We start from the raw sequence: 17,294 nt of genomic DNA, 5'->3' as shown, positions 1-17,294 counted from the left end.
GGGCAGCAGAACGGCAACTCGGCCAGGGAGCGAGCCAGTTCCTGGGACCAAGAACTGCGGCGTAGCGGGTAAAGTGCAGTCCCAACAAGGAACGCCGGGCGCACACGCGGCGATGGGGACACGGATGACGATGAAGAACGTGCTGATGTCGGTGCTGGCCGTGCTCTTGCTGTTGAGCGGGCTGGATGCGGCGGCGGTGAATCAGATCGAGACCCCGCGCATGCGCCGCTTCGGTAGTGCCGAAGGCCTGCCTTCGCGCATGGTGCTGGCCTTGGCCCAGGATCGGCAAGGCTATGTCTGGGCGGCGACCAGCGATGGCCTTGCGCGCTATGACGGCATCGGTTTGCAGGTATGGCAGCACGATCCGCATGTCGCCAGTTCGATTCCGGGCAACGAAGTGGAAACGCTGTTCGTCGATGATCGCGACCGGATATGGGTTGGCATCAACGGCTCGCCACCGAGCATGCTGGATGCGGCGCGCTCGGCGTTTACGACATTTCCCGACGTTGGCAGCGCATGCGATGGGCAGGTCTGGGCACTGGCCCAGGCACAAGATGCGATCTGGGTAGGAACCAGCAGTGCCGGGCTGTGCCGGCGCGAAGAAAATGGTCGGGTGACGGCGTTCCGTGCCACACCGGATGCGGCGGATGGACTGCCCAGCAACACCATCATGAGCCTGCTGACCGATGCGCGCGGCCGGCTATGGATCGGCACCGACAGCGGGTTGGTGATGCGCGACGGCGAGCGCTTCGTGCGCATCGCGCCAGACCGACTGAGCACGACGGTTTTCAAGCTCAGCAAGGATGCCGACGGTACGGTGTGGGTCGGGACCAGCAATGGCGTGTACAGGGTGACGCCTGCTGGTGCGCTGGAACGTGCGTCCTGGAGCGGGGCCGATGCCCTGCGTGCCGCGACCGTGGTACACGATGTGCACGGTGGCTACTGGATTGGTGCAGCCGACGGATTTTTCCGGGTGGCGCCGGGAGAAACCGCGCTGCGCCTGATGGAAGGCGATCGCGGCAGCGGCTTCCTCACCGCACATAGCGGCGTGCTCGATGTGATGCAGGACCGGCAGGGCGGGCTATGGCTCGGACTGATTTCGCAGGGCGTGGCGTATTTGCCGCCGGACTGGCGGCGGTTCTCCACCATTTTCCAGACCCAGGGCAAGCCGCTGGAGAGCCTGTATCTGGTCAACGCTGCGGCCGATGGCGACAGCTTTCTGGTGACGACCGGCGAAGGCGTCTACCGGCTCGGCAATGACGGTGAGCTGGTGCCGGTCCTGCATAGCGACGCATTGGGCGGCGGCACCGTGCAGTCGGTGCTGCCGGCCGGCGGCGGCAGTTTGTGGATCGCGCTGCGCGATGGCGTGACGCGCTATACCCCGGCGACCGGCCAGCAGCAGAAGCTCGCAATGCAGATCGGTGTTTCCGAAACGCATCGGGTGGAACTGATGACACCCGGCATCGATGGCGAATTCTGGGTTTCGATCGTGGAAGGTGGCGTACAGCGACGTGCCGCGGATGGACGGCTGCTGGCCACGTTCCGCTTCGGCACCGATCTCAGTGAAGTCGGCGGCATGGTGCAGCAACTGACGGTGCGGCCGGATGGCACCGCCTGGGTCGCAGCCGGGGATGGTGTGTGGGTCTGGCAGGGCGAACGCTTTCGCGCAGTGATCGAGGACGCCGACCATGAAGTCTATGCGCTGGCCTTCGTGTCGCCGCGCGAGTTCTGGGTTGGGCGTTCCGGTGCGCTGGAACGCTACGGCTGGGACGGGCGGCAGGCGCGCCTGCTGGAGCGGGTCGGGCACGAACACGGCCTGCCTCCTACCGAGATACGCGGCCTGGCGCTGGGCGGCGACGACACGGTCTGGGCCACCACCTCGCGGGGCCTGTTCGCTTACAAGCGCGGCCAGCCGCAGGTCCGCCGGTTCGGTCCACGCGACGGCCTGCCAGATAGCGAGTTTTCGATGCGTCCGCCGGCGATTGGTCCCAACGGCCAGGTGCTGGCGCTGACGACCAGCGGCATCGTGTTGTTCGATCCGTCGCGGCCATTTGCGCCTGCGCCGCTGGCCCGCCTGGTGATCGAATCGGTGCAGGTGCGGCGCAACGATGCCGAGCGCCCGCAGACGGTTGCCCACAACGCGCCGGTGATCCTGCAGGCGCGCGATCGCGATCTGCGCATCAGCGCACGGCTGTTGTCGTTTGTCGATCCGGCCTCCGCGCATTACCGCTACCGTGTCAATGGCTACGACGAACGCTGGGTGGAGCAGGGTGCCAGCGGCGAGCGCGTGATCTCGCGATTGCCGCCTGGCGACTACCGCATCGAAGTCCAGGCGCGTGCCGGCGATGGCGATTGGGTCGCTGCGCCGGTGTTGCAACTGGAGGTGCGGCCGCCGTGGTGGTTGAGCACGGCCGCGCAATTGGCGGCGGCAGCGCTCTGCATGCTGCTGCTGTACTTAAGTGTTTGGGCCTGGCGAAAGCGCGTGCGGCGGCAGCAGGAGTGGGTGCTGACACAGCAGCGGCAACAGCTGGCCGAGCAGGCATCGATCGCCAAATCGCATTTCCTGGCGACGCTTGGCCACGAAGTGCGTACACCCATGACCGGCGTGCTGGGCATGAGCGAGTTGCTGCTGGCCACGCCGCTGAATGCCAAGCAGCGCGGGTATGTCGATGCGATCCGCAAGGCCGGCACGCATCTGCTGCGCTTGGTCAACGATGCACTGGATCTGGCACGCATCGAGGCCGGCAAGCTGGAGTTGGTACAGCAGCCCTTCGATCCCGCGCAGCTCACCCAGGAACTGGCCGATTTCATGCATCCCATCGCTGACGCGCGCGGCCTGCGCTTGGAGTACCGCAATCAGCTTCCCCCGCATGTGGTGGTCGTGGGCGATGCAACGCGGGTGCGTCAGATCCTGATCAACCTGCTGGGCAATGCGATCAAGTTTGCCGAACGCGGCGAGGTGTCGCTCACCGTCAGCCAGCACGGCGATGCCCTGCGCTTCAAGGTGCGCGATACGGGTCCTGGCATCGGGTCGGAACAGCAGAAGCGACTGTTCCAGCGCTTCGAACAAGGCGAGGGCGCGCGCACCAGTTCGCGCTACGGCGGCAGCGGGCTTGGGCTGGCGATCTGCCAGGAACTCACCGTGGCGATGAAGGGCCGAATCCGCGTGCGCAGCCGGCTTGGCGTCGGCACCCAGTTCACCGTGGATCTGCCCTTGCCGATCGACCGCTCCGGCACACGTATCGCCACCGGCCAGGTGCAGGTGCCTGCAGGCGAGCCGCTGCGCATCCTGCTGGTGGAAGACGACCCGACCGTGGCGGAGGTGATCAGCGGCTTGTTGACCAATCGAGGTCACCGCGTGGTGCATGCCGCGCATGGGCTGGCTGCATTGTCGGAAACGGTGGATGGCAGGTTCGACATCGCGCTGCTGGATCTGGACCTCCCCGGGCTGGACGGCTTTGCCCTGGCATCGCAGCTGCGCCAGCTTGGCCATCGCTTCCCGCTGCTGGCAGTCACAGCACGCGCTGACAGCGCCGCGCAGACCCAGGCCAAGGCCGCAGGTTTCGACGGATTCCTGCGCAAACCGGTCACTGCCGATCTGCTGGTGGAAGCGATGACGGCTGCGCGCGCAGCCGCCGGCATGCAGGCCACGACCTAGCGTGGGTGCACGGCCCCGATGCGTTGACGATGCCGGTGCTCATCGGGCATCGCATCGCGTAAAGACGGCCGTACGATGCCTGCCTGCTGTAACGATCACCGTTGGCGCGCTTCTGTGTGTTGCCAGCATCAGGCAAGGTCCGCACTATGCGTGCAAAGGACACGCGAGCGCATGCTGCTACCACCACAACACCCCAGTCGTCGCATGCCGCTGAAAGCCTTGATGACGCGGGCTCTATTACTGCTTTGCCTGGCCGTCGTGTCAGGCTGGCCGAGTCTTACGCTGGCCGGCGTGCCGGTACTGCCGCAGCCGCGGCAGCTGACCGTGGCCGACGGGCTGCCATCCAACGTGGTGTACGGCTTCGATGAGGATGCCAATGGATATTTGTGGCTGGCCAGCAGCGATGGGTTAGCGCGTTACGACGGGCGAAACTTCCGTATCTGGCGCATCGAAGACGGTTTGCGCGACAACCAGATCTGGGCGGTTCACGTCGACAAGCGCAACCGGGTCTGGATCGGGACCGGCATGGCAGGCCTTGCGATGCTGGACCCCGCACGCCATCAATTCACTTTCTATGATGGTGCGCGCTATCCGGAACTTCGCGGCGCTGCGATCTGGAACATCAAGTCTACCGACGACGGCAGCATATGGTTCGGCACTGAAATGAGTGGGCTATACCGGCTGCGGCCGGATGGTTCGCTGGAGCATTTCGCACATCGTGCCGACGATCCGCGCAGCTTGCCCGACAACGCGATCTATCGGCTCGATGTCGATACCCGCGGCACACTATGGATCGGGACCGCCGATGGTGCTGCGCATTGGACGGGTAATGACTTCGAGCGGCAGGCATTTCCGGATGGCACCGCACAGATCATCACCCGGCTAACTGCCGATGCCGATGGCAGCATCTGGATCGGGACCAGCGACGACAAGCTGTTTCGGCGCGATCCAAGTGGTCATCTCAGTCCGCACCGTTGGCAGGCACCTGCAGAATATCCGGTATTGGGCGTGTTGTTGCGCGACCAGGACGGCAGCTATTGGCTGGACACTCTGGCCGGCCTAGGCCATACGACTGGTGCGGAGGTGCGCAATGTCCCCCTGTACAGTCTGTCTGCGCACGGGCGCATCCGTCCCAACTGGGAATCGGCATATCAGGATCGCGAGGGCGGTGTATGGTTTGCCAGCCCCAACGGCGGGCTCTGGCATCTCCCCTCGAATTGGCATCGTTTCGCGGTTGTTTTCAACTACATGGACGACGGTGGCCAAGGTGGCAACCTGGCGATCCAGGGCACTGCAAAATCGCGCGATGGTCGGATGTGGTTGGTGGGCACCTCGGGCGTGCTCGAACGCGTAGATCCTGCCACCGGCAAAATCGAGCGTGTATTGCCCACCCTGGGGTCTGCCAGCTGGTCCAATAGCGTGCTGGAGGATCGCAAGGGTAACGTCTGGGTCGGGCAGTTTGCCGAGCTGGTGCGCTTTGATCCCGCTACTGGCCAGGTGCAGCACTGGAAGGCTGCAGCAAGCGGCTCGGACGCGGCTGCACAGGACGCGACACTGGACGCTTCCTTGGAAGCGCTGCAGCAGACCGCCGATGGTCACATCTGGGTCCATGCCACGCTTGGGCTACAAGAGCGGGACGAACAAGGTCGCTTGCTGCGCACCATGTTGCGCGGGACCCACGGCCTTGCAGCAGATCTGGTGGTTTACGACCTGCAGGCTGGGCCGGACGGAGCGCTCTGGCTGGCCAGTAATCGTGGTCTGCAGCGCTGGAACGCGTCGGTTGCGCGCTTCGAGCGCATTGCCGGCGCACCCGACGAACCTATCTTCACTTTTCGCTTCAGCGACAACCAGATCGCCTGGTTTGCCGGGCTAGGGAAGCTCCGCCGCTATTTGTGGAAGAACGGCACCCTGCAACATCTAGATACAGTGGGCCCCGAGCAGAACTTCCCTGCGCTTGCGCCACAGGGACTGGTGATCGACCACGACGGTGTTGCCTGGATGTCCAGTATGCGTGGCCTGATTCGCGTTGACCCGGCCACGCGGGGCGTGCGCGTGTTCGGAGTTCATGACGGCCTGCCCAATCCGCAATTCGTTGCGCGTTCTTTGGTGCAATCGTCCAAGGGCATGATCGTCGGCGCGACGCCGGATGGGCTGGTGATCTTCGATCCTGCCGAACTCAAGCCGAATGATCATCGGGTGCCGTTGGTGATCGAACGTGTGGGGCTACGTCGCGGCGAGAGCGGGCTGGATCTGAGTCATGTCACGCCTTTGGTCATGCAGGACGGCGATCGCGACTTGCATATCGTCGCCCGCCTGCTCAGCTTCGCCGACTCCGAATCCAACAGCTACCGCTTCCGCCTGAGCGGCTACGACCCGGACTGGATCGATGTCGGGCCCAGTGGCGAGCGCCTGTTTTCGCGTCTGCCTTCAGGCCGTTACACGCTGGAAGTGCAGGGGCGCACTGCAGACGGGATCTGGTCGGCGAGCCAGACCTTGCGTTTTCAGGTGTTGCCGCCATGGTGGCTGTCGCCGTGGGGCTTGAGCCTGCTGGCCCTGCTGACCGTGTGCGTGATTGCTGCAGCGATCTTGTTGTACCGCCGTCGGTTGCGTCGCTTGAATGCCTGGCAGCTTGCGGTGCACAAACAGGAAGTGGCCGAGCAGGCGTCCCTGGCCAAGACGCGTTTTTTGGCGACCCTGGGCCACGAAGTGCGTACGCCGATGACGGGCGTCTTGGGCATGAGTGAGCTGCTGCTCAAGACCTCGCTGGATCTCAAACAGCGCAGTTACACCGAGTCGATCCGCCGCGCAGGCGCGCATTTGTTGCGGCTGGTCAACGATGCGCTGGATCTTGCGCGCATCGAATCCGGGCGGCTGGAGCTGGATGTGGAGCCGTTTTCGGTGCGTCAGCTGGTGGCCGAAGTGGAGGCGTTGATGGCGCCGCTGGCGCAGGAGCGTGGCCTGCGCTTCAGCCTGGAGATCGGGCTGCTCGGCGATATCACTGCCAGTGGCGATTGCACCCGCATCCGGCAGATCCTGCTCAACCTGCTCAATAACGCGATCAAATTCACCGAGCGCGGCGTGGTCGGGTTGAAGTTGACCACGCTGGGTTCCTATCAAGGCCTGCGCTTTGAAGTGGCCGACACGGGGCCGGGCATCAACGCCGAACAGAAAGCGCGGCTGTTCCAGCGCTTCGAGCAGGGTGATGGTGCCAGAACCACCTCGCGCTACGGCGGCAGTGGTCTGGGCTTGGCGATCTGCCAGGAGCTGGCAATCGCCATGGGCGGGCAGATCGAGGTGATCAGCCGACTCGGTGCGGGGACGCGCTTCGTGGTGGATCTGCCGCTGCGCTGGGTGGCTTCCAACGCCGCGCTCGGTGGCGAGACCGCGCATGCCGAGACGGCTATCGAACCGCAGCGCATCCTGCTGGTGGAAGACGACCCGACCATCGCCGAGGTCATCGTCGGCCTGCTGCAAGCGCAAGGGCATTCGGTCGTGCATGCCCCGCATGGCCTGGCGGCGCTGACCGAAGCGGCCGACAACACGTTCGATCTGGCATTGCTGGATCTGGACCTGCCCGGGCTGGATGGTTTTGCGCTGGCGCGGCAGTTGCGCGTCTTCGGCTACGACATGCCGTTGATCGCCGTGACTGCACGCGCCGACGAGGTCGCCGAACCAAGCGCGCAGGAAGCCGGCTTCGACAGCTTCCTACGCAAGCCGCTCACTGGCGACATGCTGGCCGCCACCATTGCCGAAGCGTTACGCAGCAAGCGCTGACAAGCGCTGCGGATGCTCTGTCACCGGAGCAGGCATCCAAGTATCACGCGGCGTGTTCGTCCGCTCTTGGGCCGCTCGAACAGCGATGCGGGTCGCGATGGTCTGGCCAGGCGGAAGGGCGCTGCAGGTGCCCTGCCACCCGGGGCGCGGCAAGCGGTTGCGTCGCAAGCAAGTGTCGGCGGAAAGAATTGTCGGGCCCGCTTTTCGCAAGCCCTGCAACGTGCAACGGACTGACCAATGACGCTGCCGCGCGGGCGCCTTGCAGCCTGAGCGCGTGCGCGCAACGGGCAGAGCGCGCTTGCCCGCACCGCGCGTGGCCCGCACTATGCGCCGACTTGTCGTGAAGTTGATCCGGTGCGCTTTCTATCCTGCTTGCCCCATCGGCTGCTCGCTGTGCTCTGGGTATGCCTGTGTCTGGCAGTGTTTCCGGTGCAGGCGCGGACGCCTGCAACACCGGTGCCTATCCAGCTGACGATCGCCGACGGGCTGCCGTCGGACACGATCAATCAGTTGGCCGAGGACAGACAGGGATATCTGTGGCTTGCCAGCGATGACGGCCTGGCCAGATTCGATGGCCGCAACTACCGGATCTGGCGGATGGAAGATGGCCTGACCAGCAACGTGGTCTGGACCATCTGTGTCGATGCCAACGATCGGGTGTGGATGGGCTTCGAGGACGGCGGCGTCGGCTATCTGGAAGCGAACACGCGCACGTTCAAACGACTGGAAGATCCGCGGTTCCCGGAATTGCGCGATGCCACCCTGTGGTCGTTGGCACAAACGCTGGACGGGGATATCTGGATCGGCACCGCCAAGCAGGGCCTCTATCGTTATCGCCCCGACGGGCGCATGCAGCACTTTTCTGCCAAGGCGGGCGATGCCGCTAGCTTGCCGTCCGACAATATCGTTGGTCTGGAAGTCGCGCCCGACGGCGGCCTGTGGATCGGCACCTGGGGCGGGCTTGTGCACTGGGATGGTCGGCGCCTGGAGCGCGTGCCGCTTCCGGGCCCGTCCCAGTCGGTCAACCGAATGTACAAGGAGCCCGACGGCAAGGTGCTCTGGGTTGCCGATTTCGACGGCAACCCCGTCCAGTTCAACACGGTCGGGCGGCCCGTGGCCCGCCGCTGGCAAAGCGGTAAGGACACCGCGCAGGTCCGGGGCGTCCTGCTCCGTGACCGGCTCGGGCGCTACTGGCTGGATACCGCCACCGGCCTGGGCATGAGTTCCAGCGACGGTGGCGTCGAACGCGTGCCGGTCTACAGTTTTTCAGCGCACGGTCTGGTCAACCGGAACTGGATCACCGCCTACCAGGACCGCGAAGGAGGTCTGTGGTTCGCCAGCCTGGAGGGCGGGTTGTGGCACCTGCCTCCGCGCTGGGACACCTTCGCGTTGTTTTCGCATCGCGCAGATGATCCGCACTCGCTCGCCAATCCCTCGGTTGTTGCCACAGCGCCTTCGGTCACCGGCGGCATCTGGCTGGTCGGCACGCGTGGAACGCTTGAGCATTTCGATCCCGTCACCGGCCGCGTGGAGCCACGCCTGGCTCCGGTCGATCCGGAACGCATTCCCGATACGGTCATCGAAAGCAGGCAGGGAATGGTCTGGATCGGCGTGCAGGAACGGCTGGTTCGGTACAACCCGAAGACGGGCGAGGCCAGGCGTTGGCCACTGCTCGGGCACCAGGATTCCGCAGCCGATCTCGAAGATGTCGGCAGGCCTGGCAGGATGGCCGAAGATGCACAGGGTCGCATCTGGGTGGCGCTGCTGACGCACGGGGTGCAGCTGTGGAGCAGCGAGGGCCAACTGCTCAGGACGCTCGACTACGGAAGCCACGGGCTGAAGGCGCTGACTGTCCTGGATATGCGGATCGGGCCGGATGGGCAGATCTGGCTGAGCAACAATGCCGGGCTGTGGCGATGGGATCCGCTTGCCGACCAGTTCGTTCCGGTACGCGGCGCGCCGTCCCTGCCAACCTATGTGTTTCGCCAGGGAGATGGTGGCATCGTCTGGATCGGATTGGCCGGACAATTGCGGCGCTATCTCTGGGACGGCAAGCAGCTCACGCATCTGGATACGGTGGGAAAGGACCAGGAATTTCCGATGGTCTCGCCGACCGGCCTGGTGATCGATGCCGGTGGCGTGGCCTGGGTCTCCAGTCATCGTGGGCTGATCCGGGTCGACCCCGGCAGCAAGCTGGTGCGTGTGTACGACGTGCACGACGGACTTCCCAGTTCGCCCATGCAGGTGGCCACGCTGGTGCAGGCAAGCACGGGGCAGATCCTGGGCGGCACATCCGATGGCATCGTGGTGTTCGATCCGGCCACGATGCGTCCGAATCTGCGCCGACCGCAGCTGTTGATCGAACGTGTCAGCCTGCGACGCGGCGAGCGCGAACTGGATGTCACCGGCAAGGCGCCGCTGCAGGTGCAAGACGGCGATCGCGACCTGCATATCGTGGCGCGGATGCCCACGTTCACCAATCCCGAATCCACCAGTTACCGCTTCCGCCTCAGTGGCTACGATCCGGACTGGATCGACGTGGGCTCCACCGGCGAACGCCTATTTTCGCGCCTGCCCTCCGGGCATTACACGCTGGAAGTGCAGGGGCGCACGGCAGATGGCATCTGGTCGGCCAGCCAGATCGTCCGTTTCCAGGTATTGCCGCCGTGGTGGCTGTCACCGTGGGGTCTGGGCCTGTTGGCGGTGCTGAGCGTGTGCGTGATCGCCGCGGCCATCTTGTTGTATCGCCGTCGGCTGCGGCGCCTGAATGCCTGGCAGCTGGCCGTGCACAAACAGGAGCTGGCCGAACAGGCGTCCTTGGCCAAGACCCGGTTTCTGGCGACGCTGGGCCATGAAGTGCGCACGCCGATGACGGGTGTGTTGGGCATGAGCGAATTGCTGCTCAAGACCACGCAGGACGCCACGCAGCGCAGCTACACCGAGTCGATCCGTCGTGCGGGTGCGCATCTGTTGCGGCTGGTCAACGATGCGCTGGATCTGGCGCGCATCGAATCGGGCCGGCTTGAACTGGATTTCCAGCCATTTTCGGTGCGTCAGCTCGTGGCCGAAGTCGAAGCGCTGATGGCGCCATTGGCGCAAGAGCGCGGGTTGCGTTTCAGCCTGGAGATCGGGCTGCTGGGCGACATCACCGCCAGCGGCGATTCAACCCGTATCCGGCAGATCCTGCTCAACCTGCTCAATAACGCGATCAAATTCACCGAGCGCGGCGTGGTCGCGCTGAAGCTGACCACGCTCGGTTCCTATCAAGGCCTGCGCTTCGAAGTGGCCGACACGGGCCCGGGCATCAATGCCGAACAGAAGGCGCGCTTGTTCCAGCGCTTCGAGCAGGGCGACGGTGCCAAGACCACCTCACGTTATGGCGGCAGTGGCCTGGGCCTGGCCATCTGTCAGGAGCTGGCGATGGCGATGGGTGGGCATATCGAGGTGATCAGCCGGCTCGGCGCCGGGACGCGCTTTGTGGTGGATCTGCCGCTGCGCTGGGTGGCGTCGGATGCAACGCTGGACGGCGAGGTGGCACATGCCGCCAGCCCCGTCGAGCCGCAGCGCATCCTGCTGGTGGAAGACGACCCGACCATCGCCGAGGTCATCATCGGCCTGCTGCGCGCGCAGGGGCACTCGGTGGTGCATGCGCCGCACGGGCTGGCGGCGTTGACCGAAGCGGCCGACAACACGTTCGATCTGGCATTGCTGGATCTGGACCTGCCCGGGCTGGATGGTTTTGCGTTGGCGCGGCAGTTGCGCGTCTTCGGCTACGAGATGCCGTTGATCGCAGTGACCGCACGCTCCGATGAAGCCGCCGAACCGAACGCGCAGGAAGCGGGCTTCGACCGTTTCCTGCGCAAGCCGCTCACCGGCGAGATGTTGGCCAATACCATCGCCGAGGCGTTGCGGCATGCCCGCGCGCGCGATGGGGCGTAGCCGCGGCGGAAGTGACAGTGCGCCAGCGCAGCACCTACTCGGCAATCGCTTCCACTTCCTTGGGGTGGGGGCGCGTCTCGGCCAGCTGCCAGAAGATCAACGTCGACGACAAGGTGATGCCGCCCACACACAGGAAGGTGGCATGCAAGGCGGCGGTAGCGCCATGCGTATCGCCCAGATGGGTATTGAATGCCGCCAACAGGCTGCCCGCTGCCGCAGCGCCGAAACCGGTGGCCAACATCATCACCATCGACAGCAGACTGTTGCCGGGGCTGGCCTGGTCGCGGTCCAGATCGCGCAGGGTCACGGTGTTCATGACCGTAAACTGCAGTGAATTCACCGCGCCAAAGCAGGCCAGTTGCACCAGGCGCAGCCACAGCGGCTGGCCGATATCGATGAGCGCAAAGCTGGCCATGGCCACGCCGACCAACACGGTGTTGAGCATCAGCACGCGCCGGTAGCCGAAGCGCCCCACCAGCTTGACCGCCGCGCGTTTGGCGGCCATACCGGCCAGTGCCACCGGCACCATCATCAGCCCGGCATTCATCGGGCTCATGCCCAGGCCCACCTGCAACAGCAACGGGATCAAGAATGGCATCGAGCCGCTGCCCACGCGCGCGAACAAGTTGCCCAAAATGCCGATGCGGTAGCTCGCCACCTTGAACAGCGCCAGCGGAAACAGCGCGTTGGCGGTGTTGCCCGCATGCAGCCAGTAGCCGGCCAGTGCAGCCAGTCCGCCGATGGCCAGCAACATCACGAACGCATGACGCAGGCCGAGTTCCGAGATGCCATCCAGCGCCAGCGACAAGGCCACCATGCCGAACGCCAGCATCAGGTAGCCGACCAGATCGAAGCGCCTGCGTGCATCGCCATAGTGGTCGGGCATGATCTTCAGCGCGGCAATAAACCCGAGCACCCCGATCGGCAGGTTGATCAGGAACACCCAGTGCCACGAGGCGACTTCGACCAGCCAGCCGCCCAGGGTGGGGCCGATCAGCGGGCCGATCAGGGCGGGAATGGCGATAAAGCTCATCGCGCGCAGGAAGTCTGCGCGTGCCACCGTCTTGAGCACCGCCAGCCGCCCGACCGGCAGCAGCATCGCGCCGCCGATGCCTTGCACCACGCGTGCGGCCACCAACTGCGGCAGGTGCTGGGCTGCCGCGCACAGCAGCGAGCCCAAGGTGAACACGATGATCGCGGCGAGGAAGGTGCGCCGCGTACCGAAGCGGTCCGCGATCCAGCCCGAGGCAGGGATGAACATCGCCACTGCCAGCGCATAACTGAAGACCACCGACTGCATCTGCAGCGGGCTTTCGCGCAGGCTGCGCGCCATCGACGGCAACGCCGTGTTGACGATGGTCGCATCCAGCATCTGCATGAAGATGGCCAGCGACACCAGCCACAGCAGCGGCTTGATGGTGGCGTAGGCGCGCAAGGTGGGGACGGGCTGAGACATGGGGGCTTGGCCGGGGGAACGCTGCATTATCGTCTCCCTGCTGTGCACGGCACGGAACGCTGTGTGCGACTCCCGGGAATGCCTGCGTTGGCAGCCTGCGCCGCGTGCACGCGTAAGGCCCCCCGCTGCACGTTCAGGCAGATCGCGTCATCGCATTGGCGGTTTGGGTGCAGGAGTGAATCGCGCGACGCGTTTCATGACACAACGCGTCCGGCACCGATATATCTGGCGGCGGAGTGAACGCGCAGAGCCAGTGGGTCGGTTCAGTTGCGAACTAGCTGGCTCGGCAGTGCCTACATGCACGCGGGAACTGGCACTGGCACGGGCCGGGTCCGTGCGACCCGGTCCGCTCGCCGCGGCGGCTTAGCGCTTGCTCAGGCTCTGCACCGCGTCCACCAGCACACCCACGTGCTCGGGATTCATATCCGGCGACATGCCATGGCCGAGGTTGAAGACGTGCCCTTCGCGTGAGCCGCCATTGCCTTGGGCGTAGCTGTCCAGGGTCTTGGCGACTTCGCTACGGATCGCGTCGGGCGAGCCGTACAGCGTGGCCGGGTCGAGATTGCCCTGCAGGGCAACGCGGCCGCCCGCCCGTTGAGCGGCGTCAGCCAGCGAGATGGTCCAGTCCACGCCCACGGCTTCGGCGCCGCTGGCGGCCAGATCCGCCACGTAGGCGCCGTTGCCCTTGCCGAACAGCACCAGCGGGGTGCGCTCGGCCCCGGTGCCGCGCTCCAGTTCACGCGCGATGCGGGTCAGGTAGGGCAGCGAGAATTCGCGGTACATCGCCGGCGAGAGCACGCCGCCCCAGGTGTCGAATACCTGCAGCGCCTGCGCGCCTGCCGCGCGCTGGGCGGCCAGGTAGGCGATCACCGCGTCGGTGACGGTGCCGAGCAGGTGATGCAGCAGCTCTGGCGCGTTGAAGGCCATGGCCTTGATGCGTGCGTATTCCTTGCTGCCGCCGCCTTCGATCATGTAGCAGGCCAGCGTCCACGGGCTGCCGGAGAAACCGATCAAGGGTACCGAACCATCCAGTTCGCGGCGGATCACCCGCACCGCATCCATCACGTAGCGCAGCTCGGTTTCCATGTCCGGCACGCCCAGGCGGTGGATTGCGGCGGCATCGCGCACCGGGTGGCGGAACTTGGGGCCTTCGCCTTCGACAAAGTACAGCTCCAGGCCCATCGCATCGGGGATGGTGAGGATGTCGGAGAACAGGATGGCCGCATCCAGCGGGAAGCGCTGCAGCGGCTGCAGGGTCACTTCGCAGGCGATGTCCGGATTCTTGGCCATGCCCAGGAAACTGCCGGCACGCGCGCGGGTGGCGCGGTACTCCGGCAAATAGCGGCCGGCCTGGCGCATCAACCACACAGGGGTGCGGTCCACGGGCTGACGGTTGAGCGCGCGCAGCAGACGATCGTTCTTGAGCATGGGAAAGTATGTCCTCAGCGCGGCGCGTCGTCGGCGCCGCCGGTGATGAGTTGGAAACCGCGTTTGAGTTGGGTGTCGCGCGCCTTGTCGAAGGCGCGGTCCGCTTCCTCCTGTTGCAGGTACTGGTCGCGTCGCAGTTGCGTGCGTCCGCCGATCTCGCCGGTTTCGCGCAGCAGTTCCCAGCCACCGAACAGATCCGGTTGCAGGGTCAGCTGGACGTAGCGGAGCGGCGCGTTACCGCCGGGATCGTGTTGTAGAAGGATGCGCATGCGGCCGATTGTAGCCGGGCGCTGCTGAAGGCTGAGAGCAGTGGCGCGTCCGGGTGTTCTGGTTGCGCCGGGAGCGTCGTTGGGCGTCCACGCTTGCCGGTGCGCTCCTGCGCGAGGTTCCGACCGCCGTGCAGACGGCGGCAGGCAGTGCGTAGGAGCGCACCTGGGCGCGGTAGGGATTGTCGGGAAGGCCCCATCGCGCCGGGGACGCTCCTACAAAGAGTGAGCGTCGTGGCGATCGACGGCAGCTGGGTGCCGGCGTCCAGCGTTCCGTGCCTTCGGCCGGCTGGCCTTATCCCGCCAGGATCTCCAGCACCGCTGCCTCTTCCACATCCGGCACGATCTCGGCCTTGCCGATGCCGCGCCACAACACCAGGCGCAGGCGGCCGGCGATGTTTTTCTTGTCCAGGCGCATGCGTGCGAGCAGGGCCTGAGGGGTCAGGCCGGGCGGGATCTCGGTGGGCAGATCGAAGTCGTGCAGCAGCGTGCGCAAGGCCTCGGTGTCCTGGGCATCGCTCATGCCCAGCGCGGCCGACAGGCGCGCCGCCAGCACCATGCCCACTGCGACGGCCTCGCCATGGTTGAGGTTGTCGTTGCCGGGCGCGCCGTAGCCTTGCTCGGTTTCGATGGCGTGACCGAAGGTGTGGCCCAGGTTGAGCAGGGCGCGCTCGCCTTTTTCCAGCGGGTCGCGCGCCACGATCTCGGCCTTGTGCTCGCAGCTGCGGGCGATGGCCTGCGCCAGCGCCGCTGCATCGCCATCGAGCAGGGCGCGGCGCTCGGCGTGCAGCCACTGGAAGAACAGCGGGTCGCGGATGGCGCCGTACTTGATCACCTCGGCCAGGCCGGCGCGCAGTTCGCGCGGCGGTAGCGTGCGCAAGGTGTCGGTGTCGGCGATCACCGCACGCGGCGGATGGAAGGCGCCGACCAGGTTCTTGCCCTGCGGGATGTCCACTGCGGTCTTGCCGCCGACCGATGAATCCACCATCGCCAGCAGGCTGGTGGGCAGCTGCACGCAGTCCACGCCGCGCATCCAGCACGCTGCCGCAAAGCCGGCCAGGTCGCCGACCACGCCGCCGCCCAGCGCGAACACGCAGGCGTCGCGGGTGGCACCGAGTTCGGCCAGCGCGGTGATCGCAGAGCCAAAGGTCTCCAAGGTTTTGGAGGCTTCGCCGGCGGCAATGACCAGCTCGCCGACCTGCAGGTCCGGCCGCGCGTTCAACAAGGCGGTGCGTACGCCGGCCGCGTAATGCGGAGCCACCTGCGAGTCGCTGAGCAGCAGCGCGTGGCGGCCACGCACATGGCCGGCCAGGCGCGCGCCGTCGGCCAGCAGGCCCGGGGCGATGGTGATGGTGTAAGGCTGCGCACCGTCGACATCGACGCTGCGCGAGGAACGGGGAAGTGTCATGCGGGGGTACTCGACATGCGCCATTGCGCGGCCAGGCGCAGCACCAGCTGCGCGGTGGCCTCGGCGGGGGAAAGATGATCGGTTTCCAGGCTGAGATCGGCGACCTGGCGGTAGAGCGGCGTGCGGTGCGCGGCCATCGCATGCAGCACCTGCTCGCGGTCGGCACGTTGCAGCAGCGGGCGATTGCGATCGCGCGCCAGCCGCGTCAGTTGCGCCGGCACGCTGACATGCAGGTACACCACGAAGCCACGCGCGCAGATGCGCTCGCGGTTGCGCGGATCCAGCACGGCGCCGCCGCCGGTGGAAATCAGTTTGTTGTCCTGTTCCAGCAGCGCCTGCAGGGTCTGGGCCTCGTACTGCCGAAACCTGGCTTCGCCATGCTGCTCGAAGATGGCCGGGATGCTGCTGCCCACCTGGTCGACGATGGCCTGGTCCACATCGACGAATTCCAGCCCGAAGCGCTCGGCCAGGCGACGGCCGATGCAGCTTTTTCCGGCGCCCATCGGGCCGACCATCACGAGATTGGGTGCGGGGTTCATGCGCAGGGATCGTAGCATTCACGCCATCGGGCCGGGCCGATGGCACGGCGCAATTGCCGTCTCCAATCCCGCCAACCCGCGCCGTTTCGGCGATTGGATCGCGGTGCATAGGCGAAGCGCGGGCGATGCGCCCACAATAGGCGTCCATCTGGCTGCCACGCACCGTCATGACCGATCTGTACGCAGAAGCTCTTGCCACCTTCGCCGCGCTGTATGCCGAGGCGCAGAACAGCGCCGAACCCGAAGCCAGCGCGATGACCGTGGCCACCGCCAACGTGGATGGCCGGCCGAGCGCGCGCACCGTGTTGCTCAAGGCCTTCGACGCGCGCGGGTTCGTGTTCTACACCCATCTGGACAGCGCAAAGGGCCGCGACCTGCAGACCCACCCGCAGGCGGCGCTGCTGTTCCTATGGCGCAGCCTGCGCGAAGCCGGCATCCAGGTGCGCATCGAAGGCGGCGTGCAGCTGGTGAGCGCGGACGAATCCGATGCGTACTTCGCCTCGCGCCCGCGCATGAGCCAGATCGGCGCGTGGGCCTCGCGGCAGTCGCAGACGCTGGGTTCGCGCGAAGAGTTCGATGCGGCCATTGCCAAGGTCGAAGCGACGTTCGAAGGGCGCGAGGTGCCGCGCCCGGATGGTTGGGGCGGGTTCCGGGTGGTGCCGCAGGCGTTCGAGTTTTGGTACGGCGCCAAGTTCCGCCTGCACGAGCGCTGGCGCTACGAGGCCGACGCGGCCAGCCATTGGAGCAAGCGGATGCTGTATCCGTGAGGCAGCCGCCCGGCAGGGGGCGACAAGCCAGCTGAACGGGCGGTTTGCTCGCCTGCCGC

The 17,294-nt window shown here is 65.9% G+C and carries 9 protein-coding genes; 4 read left to right on the top strand and 5 right to left on the bottom strand.

From position 1 onward, the window contains the following. Nucleotides 1-130 precede the first annotated feature (130 nt). From ACDH77_RS14475 to ACDH77_RS14465, 3 genes are all read left to right on the top strand, one after another. Nucleotides 131-3,658, top strand: a complete 3,528-nt coding sequence (locus tag ACDH77_RS14475) for a hybrid sensor histidine kinase/response regulator (protein ID WP_218488532.1) — start codon at nucleotides 131-133, stop codon at nucleotides 3,656-3,658. A gap of 204 nt (nucleotides 3,659-3,862) precedes the next feature. Next, complete coding sequence (locus tag ACDH77_RS14470) at nucleotides 3,863-7,432, top strand: two-component regulator propeller domain-containing protein (protein WP_014090728.1); 3,570 nt, start codon at nucleotides 3,863-3,865, stop codon at nucleotides 7,430-7,432. A gap of 393 nt (nucleotides 7,433-7,825) precedes the next feature. Further along, a complete protein-coding gene (locus tag ACDH77_RS14465) occupies nucleotides 7,826-11,371 on the top strand; it encodes an ATP-binding protein (protein WP_218488505.1) in 3,546 nt (1,181 codons plus the stop codon). Nucleotides 11,372-11,405: 34 nt separating this feature from the next. Here the strand turns inward: ACDH77_RS14465 and mdtD are convergent, their stop codons facing one another. The 5 genes from mdtD to ACDH77_RS14440 form a co-directional block, all read right to left on the bottom strand. Continuing rightward, nucleotides 11,406-12,827, bottom strand: a complete 1,422-nt coding sequence (gene mdtD, locus ACDH77_RS14460; RefSeq protein WP_218488506.1) for a multidrug transporter subunit MdtD — start codon at nucleotides 12,825-12,827, stop codon at nucleotides 11,406-11,408. 363 nt (nucleotides 12,828-13,190) lie between these two features. Next, nucleotides 13,191-14,255 carry a uroporphyrinogen decarboxylase gene (gene hemE, locus ACDH77_RS14455; RefSeq protein WP_008571718.1) on the bottom strand — a complete coding sequence of 355 codons (1,065 nt, stop codon included), beginning with the start codon at nucleotides 14,253-14,255 and terminating at the stop codon, nucleotides 13,191-13,193. Nucleotides 14,256-14,269: 14 nt separating this feature from the next. Next, complete coding sequence (locus ACDH77_RS14450) at nucleotides 14,270-14,524, bottom strand: WGR domain-containing protein (protein WP_014090725.1); 255 nt, start codon at nucleotides 14,522-14,524, stop codon at nucleotides 14,270-14,272. Between the two features lie 292 nt (nucleotides 14,525-14,816). Then, entirely contained in the window at nucleotides 14,817-15,929 is a 1,113-nt protein-coding gene (gene aroB / locus ACDH77_RS14445) for a 3-dehydroquinate synthase (protein WP_033478539.1), read from the bottom strand. After that, nucleotides 15,926-16,468 carry a shikimate kinase gene (locus ACDH77_RS14440; RefSeq protein ID WP_109290835.1) on the bottom strand — a complete coding sequence of 181 codons (543 nt, stop codon included), beginning with the start codon at nucleotides 16,466-16,468 and terminating at the stop codon, nucleotides 15,926-15,928. Before ACDH77_RS14440 ends, aroB begins: the two co-directional genes overlap by 4 nt. Before the next feature lie 167 nt (nucleotides 16,469-16,635). Here ACDH77_RS14440 and pdxH point away from each other — a divergent pair, with 167 nt between their 5' ends. After that, on the top strand, nucleotides 16,636-17,235 hold the full coding sequence (gene pdxH / locus ACDH77_RS14435) for a pyridoxamine 5'-phosphate oxidase (RefSeq protein WP_008571714.1): 600 nt from the start codon (nucleotides 16,636-16,638) through the stop codon (nucleotides 17,233-17,235). Nucleotides 17,236-17,294: the final 59 nt, after the last annotated feature.

Origin of the sequence: Xanthomonas axonopodis pv. maculifoliigardeniae (assembly GCF_041519315.1) — a bacterium.
Classification (GTDB): domain Bacteria; phylum Pseudomonadota; class Gammaproteobacteria; order Xanthomonadales; family Xanthomonadaceae; genus Xanthomonas; species Xanthomonas euvesicatoria.
Note: the sequence above shows the minus strand (reverse complement) of the source record. Positions and strands in the feature narration are given on the sequence as shown.